This is a genomic window from Falsiroseomonas oryziterrae, assembly GCF_021864505.1.
GTDB classification, from domain to species: Bacteria; Pseudomonadota; Alphaproteobacteria; order Acetobacterales; family Acetobacteraceae; genus Falsiroseomonas; species Falsiroseomonas oryziterrae.
The window spans coordinates 1-4,539 of sequence record NZ_JAKJIB010000329.1; the positions used below are offsets into that span (position 1 = coordinate 1).

A 4,539-nucleotide genomic window follows, 5' to 3' on the forward strand; every position below is an offset into this window, starting at 1 on the left:
GCGCGCCAGCAGGCGCTCCTGGTCGGGCGCCGACAGCGCGGCGGTCACGCCGCGCCAGGGGCTCTGCATGGCGCCCTCCGCCGCGCGCGCCGCCAGTTCCGCCACCGCATCGCGCGCCTCGGCGATCCGCGCGGCATCCCAGCCGCCGGCCGACAGCGCGAAATCCGGCGCCTTCACCTCCGCCGCCCGCAACGCGACGAGGTTGCCGACCACCGCATGCAGCGCGCGTCCGCTGGCACCCACCGGCGCCGCCATCGCATCGGCATGCGCGTTCAGCCGCGACCGCAGCGACCCGAGCCGCTTCACCAACGCCTCGCGATCCGGCTTCGCGACATTCGGCAACGCGAGCGTCGCGCGCAGCTCGTCCAGCACCGCGCGCTTCGACTGCTTCTCCGAATGCAGCTCGAGGCAGGCCGCCCCCAGCCCCGCCGTGCCGAGCCGGCGCTTCACCACCTCCAGCGCCGCCAGCTTCTCCGCCACGAACAGCACGCTCCGCCCGTCGAGCACCGCCTGGGCGATGATGTTCATGATGGTCTGCGACTTGCCGGTGCCGGGCGGCCCCTGGATCACCGTATGCCCGCCGCGGCGCACGGCTTCCGCCGCCAGCGCCTGGCTGCCGTCCACGTCCATGACGTGGTCGAGCTTCTCGACCCTGATCTCGGCATCGACGTCCGCGTCGTCGGCGAAGGGCGGCGGGCCCGACAGCATCTCGCCGCCCACCAGCGCGCGGATCACCGGATGATCCGCCAGCCCCGGATTGGCCGTCGGGTCGAGGTCGCGCCACATCAGGAACTTCGCGAAGCTGAACAGCCCGAGCGCGAGCCCGTCCGGATCGACGCCCCAGCCCTCGCGTTCGCCGATCGCTGCCGCCACGGCCTCCGCCCACTTCGTCGGGTCGTAGGTCTCGGCGTCGAACTCCGGCAGCGTCACCTTGAACTCGGCGGCGAGCTTCTGCCGAAGCGAGAGGTTCTCCTGCACCTCGAGGCCGCTCGTCCGGATGCGGAACTTCTGGCTGACGCCCTCGCGCTCCAGCGTCACCGGCAGCAGCACCAGCGGCGCCAGCCGCTCCGTCCCCGGCGTGCCGGGATCGCGCCAGGCCAGCGTACCGATGGCGAGCGAGAGCGTCGCGATGCCGGTCTCCTCCCTCGCGGTCCGGGCATCCGTCATCAGGTCGCGCAGCCGCTTCGCCAGTTCCGCCGGCGTCAGCCGCGCGCGCAGCAGGTAGTCCACCTGCCACTGCTCGCGCGTCTTGCCCGCGGCGGCGGCCTCCACGCCCTCTGCCTTCCTGGGCTTCGCCGCGCGACGGCGCTTCGGCTTCGCATCCGCCGCCGCAGGCTCCGCCTCCGACGTGGCGGGCGCATCGGCAGCGGACTCGGCCTCCGCCGCCTCGAAGCCGAAGGGCTTGCCAGCGACGAGCTCGGCCAGGACGAAATCCGCATCCTCATCGGCCAGGATCACCACGCCGCGCGATCGGCCGGGCTTCGGCAGCGCCAGCAGCCGGTTGCGCGTGGAGAGGTCGAGCAGCCCCCGCCGCGCCTCCTCGAGCCGTGTCGCCAGCGTCGCGTCCATCGTCACCTCTTCAGCCCGTCGCCGAGCAGCCGCAGGATCCGCAGCTCCTCGAGGTCCAGCTCCGCCTCCAGCGCGGCGAGCGTCTCGTCGGAGAGACCGTCGCCGGCGTGATGCGCGAGCAGCGCCTTGCGTCCCTCGCGTAGCGCGCCGAGTCGGATTCGCAACCGCGCCTCCAGCTCGGCCTGGGTGCCGCCCTCGGCCACGCCGTGCAGCAGGCGGTGATGCTCGCGGTACTCGCCGAGCAGGTCCTGCGCCACCGGCCCTTCCAGCACATCCGCCGCGCGCGCCTCGACATGGCCGAGCTGCGCGCGCGCGACATGCCGCCGCGCCGCGGCCTCGGCCGACGTCATGCCCGGCTTGCGTCGCTCCTCGACGCCGAGCCGCGTGATCACCCAGCCGAGCGTCGTGCCCTGCACCACCAGCGTCGCCAGGATGGCGCAGAAGGCCAGGAAGACCAGCAGGTCGCGCTCGGGAAAATCCAGCGGCAGGGCGAGTGCCGCGGCCAGCGACACCACGCCGCGCATCCCCGCCCAGGAGACCACCGTCACATGGCTCCAGGGCGGCATCGGGTCGCGCCGCGCGACGGCGGGGATCAGGCGCGGCAACCAGCTGGCCGGAAACACCCAGACGAAGCGCGAGGCGATCAGCGCGAAGGAGACGGCCAGCGCCAGCCCCGCCAGTTCCAGCACGCCGCGGTCCAGCCGTTCCAGGATGCCGCGCAGCTGCAGCCCGACCAGGATGAAGACCAGGCTGGTCAGCACGAACTCCACGAAGTTCCAGACCGCGACCGAGGCCATGCGCGTCTCGGGCGTCAGCGTGCGGTGCTGCAGCTGGCCGAGCACCAGCCCGCAGGTCACCACCGCGATCACGCCGGAGAGGCCGAGCGCCTCGGCCAGCAGGAAGGCGACGAAGCAGACCACGAAGCTCGCCGCCGTCTCCAGCATCGGGTCGCGCAGCCAGCGGAAGGAGCGGTTGACCAGCCAGCCGAGCGCCCAGCCCACCGCGATGCCGCCGAGGGCGACGAGGAAGAACTGCCCCGCCGCGGCGGCCGGCGCGACGCCGCCCACCGCCACGGCGGCGATGGCGAAGCGGTAGAGCACGAGCGCGGTGGCGTCGTTCACCAGGCTCTCGCCCTCCAGCACCGTCACGATGCGTCGGGGGATCGGCAGGCGCTTCAGCACCGCCGCCGCCGCCACCGCGTCCGGCGGCGCCACGATCGCGCCGAGCGCGACGGCCGCGGCCCAGGGCAGGCCGGGGATCAGCCACTTGGCGACCGCGGCGACGAAGACGGCGGTGAACAGCACGCAGCCCACCGCCAGCAGCAGGATCGGCCGGAGGTTCGACCGGAAGGCCCGCCAGTCGGTCCGCCAGGCGCTCGCCATCAGCAGCGGCGGCACGAAGAAGGCCAGCGCGATCTGTGGGTCGAGCGTGACGGAAGGCAGCCCCGGCACGAAGGCCAGCGCCATGCCGCCGAGCACCAGGATGACCGCATAGGGCAGGTCGAAGCGCCGGGCGATCAGCGCGAAGCCGATGCAGGCCGCGATGAGAACCAGCACGGCCTGGACGATCGCCATTCCGCAAGCATACCCGCCCTGCGCCGGCTTGGGGGAGGGGAGGGGGCTTCCCACATTGGGAAGCCGAAAGGTCCCCTCCGATGCTCGACGCCCCGCTGCCGCCCGCTGGCCCCCCTGAGTCCGCGCTTCTCGACGCCTATTCCCGCGCTGTCACCGCCGCGGTGGAGCGCGCCGGGCCGGCGGTGGTGAATGTCGCCATCCGCAAGGGGCGGCAGGGCGGCGCCGGCTCCGGCGTCGTCGTCTCGCCCGACGGGCTGATCCTGACCAACAGCCATGTCGCGCGCGGGGCGGAGGAGCTCGCGATCGCCACCGCCGAGGGACGCCGCTTTCCCGCGCGGCTGCTCGGCGACGATCCCGACACCGACCTCGCCTTGCTGCGGGCCGAGACCGATGCCGCGCTGCCCGCCGCGCAGCTCGGCGATTCGGCGGCCTTGCGCCCCGGCCAGGTCGCCATCGCCATTGGCAATCCGCTCGGCTTCTCCTCCACCGTCACGGCGGGCGTGGTCAGCGCGCTCGGCCGGACGCTGCGCGGTGCCGCCGGCCGGCCGATCGAGGACCTGATCCAGACGGATGCCGCGCTGAACCCCGGCAATTCCGGCGGCGCGCTGGTGGACAGCCGGGGCGAGGTGATCGGCATCAACACGGCGATGATCGGCGGCGCGCAGGGCATCTGCTTCGCCGTCGCGTCCAACACCGCGCGCCTGGTGCTCGGGCAGCTCGTGCGCTTCGGTCGCGTGCGGCGCGCGCAGCTCGGCCTGTCCGGCCAGCTCGAGGCGGTGCCGCGCCGCTTCGCGCGGGCGCATGGCGTCGCGCAGGAGACGGCGATCCTGGTGATGGAGGTGGTGCGCGGCGGCCCGGCCGACCGCGGCGGCGTGGAGCGCGGCGACCTGTTGCTCTCGGCCGGCGGCGAGCAGATGCTCGGCGTGGATTCCCTGCTGCGCTGGCTGAGCGGCGAGCGGGTGGGCGAGGCGGCGGAGTTCGTCGTGCTCCGTCGCGGCGATCTCAGGCGGCTCCGGGTGATCCCCGAGGAGCGTGCATAGGGCGGATCACTTCCGCCGTATCACGGCGAGCAGCACCACGGCCGCGGCGACCATCGCCACCGCGACCATGCCCTGCACGACGGTGAAGTTCTCCGCGTCCTGCGCGACGAACAGCGCCGTTACCGCGCCCGCCGCGACGAGGATGATGCGCACCACCCACCCGAACATCCGCGCCTCCTGCCCGCCATCCGGCGCCCATCGCTGCGCGGCAGGCCTGACCGCGAAGGATGCGCCGTGCGCGTCTCCGCTTCCGCCCCCCGGCGCCCTGCCGTGGCTCCGCCACGGCAGGATGAACCATCACCTCAGGAAACGCACCCATGCGGGGCCCCCGCGGCGTTGTTGCGAGGCGCGCCGCC

The 4,539-nt window shown here is 73.7% G+C and carries 4 protein-coding genes; 1 reads left to right on the forward strand and 3 read right to left on the reverse strand.

The window, feature by feature from the left end; genetic code table 11:
- Together L2I40_RS19380 and L2I40_RS19385 are read right to left on the reverse strand one after the other, a co-directional pair.
- Positions 1-1,569 (reverse strand): DUF4011 domain-containing protein (locus L2I40_RS19380; protein WP_237216827.1); only part of this gene is annotated, 1,569 nt, incomplete at its 3' end.
- 2 nt (positions 1,570-1,571) lie between these two features.
- Positions 1,572-3,143, reverse strand: coding sequence for a Na+/H+ antiporter (locus L2I40_RS19385; protein ID WP_237216828.1), 1,572 nt, complete (start codon positions 3,141-3,143; stop codon positions 1,572-1,574).
- Positions 3,144-3,223: 80 nt separating this feature from the next.
- On the opposite strand from L2I40_RS19385, the gene L2I40_RS19390 reads away from it, so the two are divergent.
- Positions 3,224-4,183, forward strand: coding sequence for a S1C family serine protease (locus L2I40_RS19390; protein ID WP_237216829.1), 960 nt, complete (start codon positions 3,224-3,226; stop codon positions 4,181-4,183).
- Positions 4,184-4,189: 6 nt separating this feature from the next.
- Here the strand turns inward: L2I40_RS19390 and L2I40_RS19395 are convergent, their stop codons facing one another.
- Positions 4,190-4,351, reverse strand: coding sequence for a hypothetical protein (locus tag L2I40_RS19395; protein WP_237216830.1), 162 nt, complete (start codon positions 4,349-4,351; stop codon positions 4,190-4,192).
- Positions 4,352-4,539: the final 188 nt, after the last annotated feature.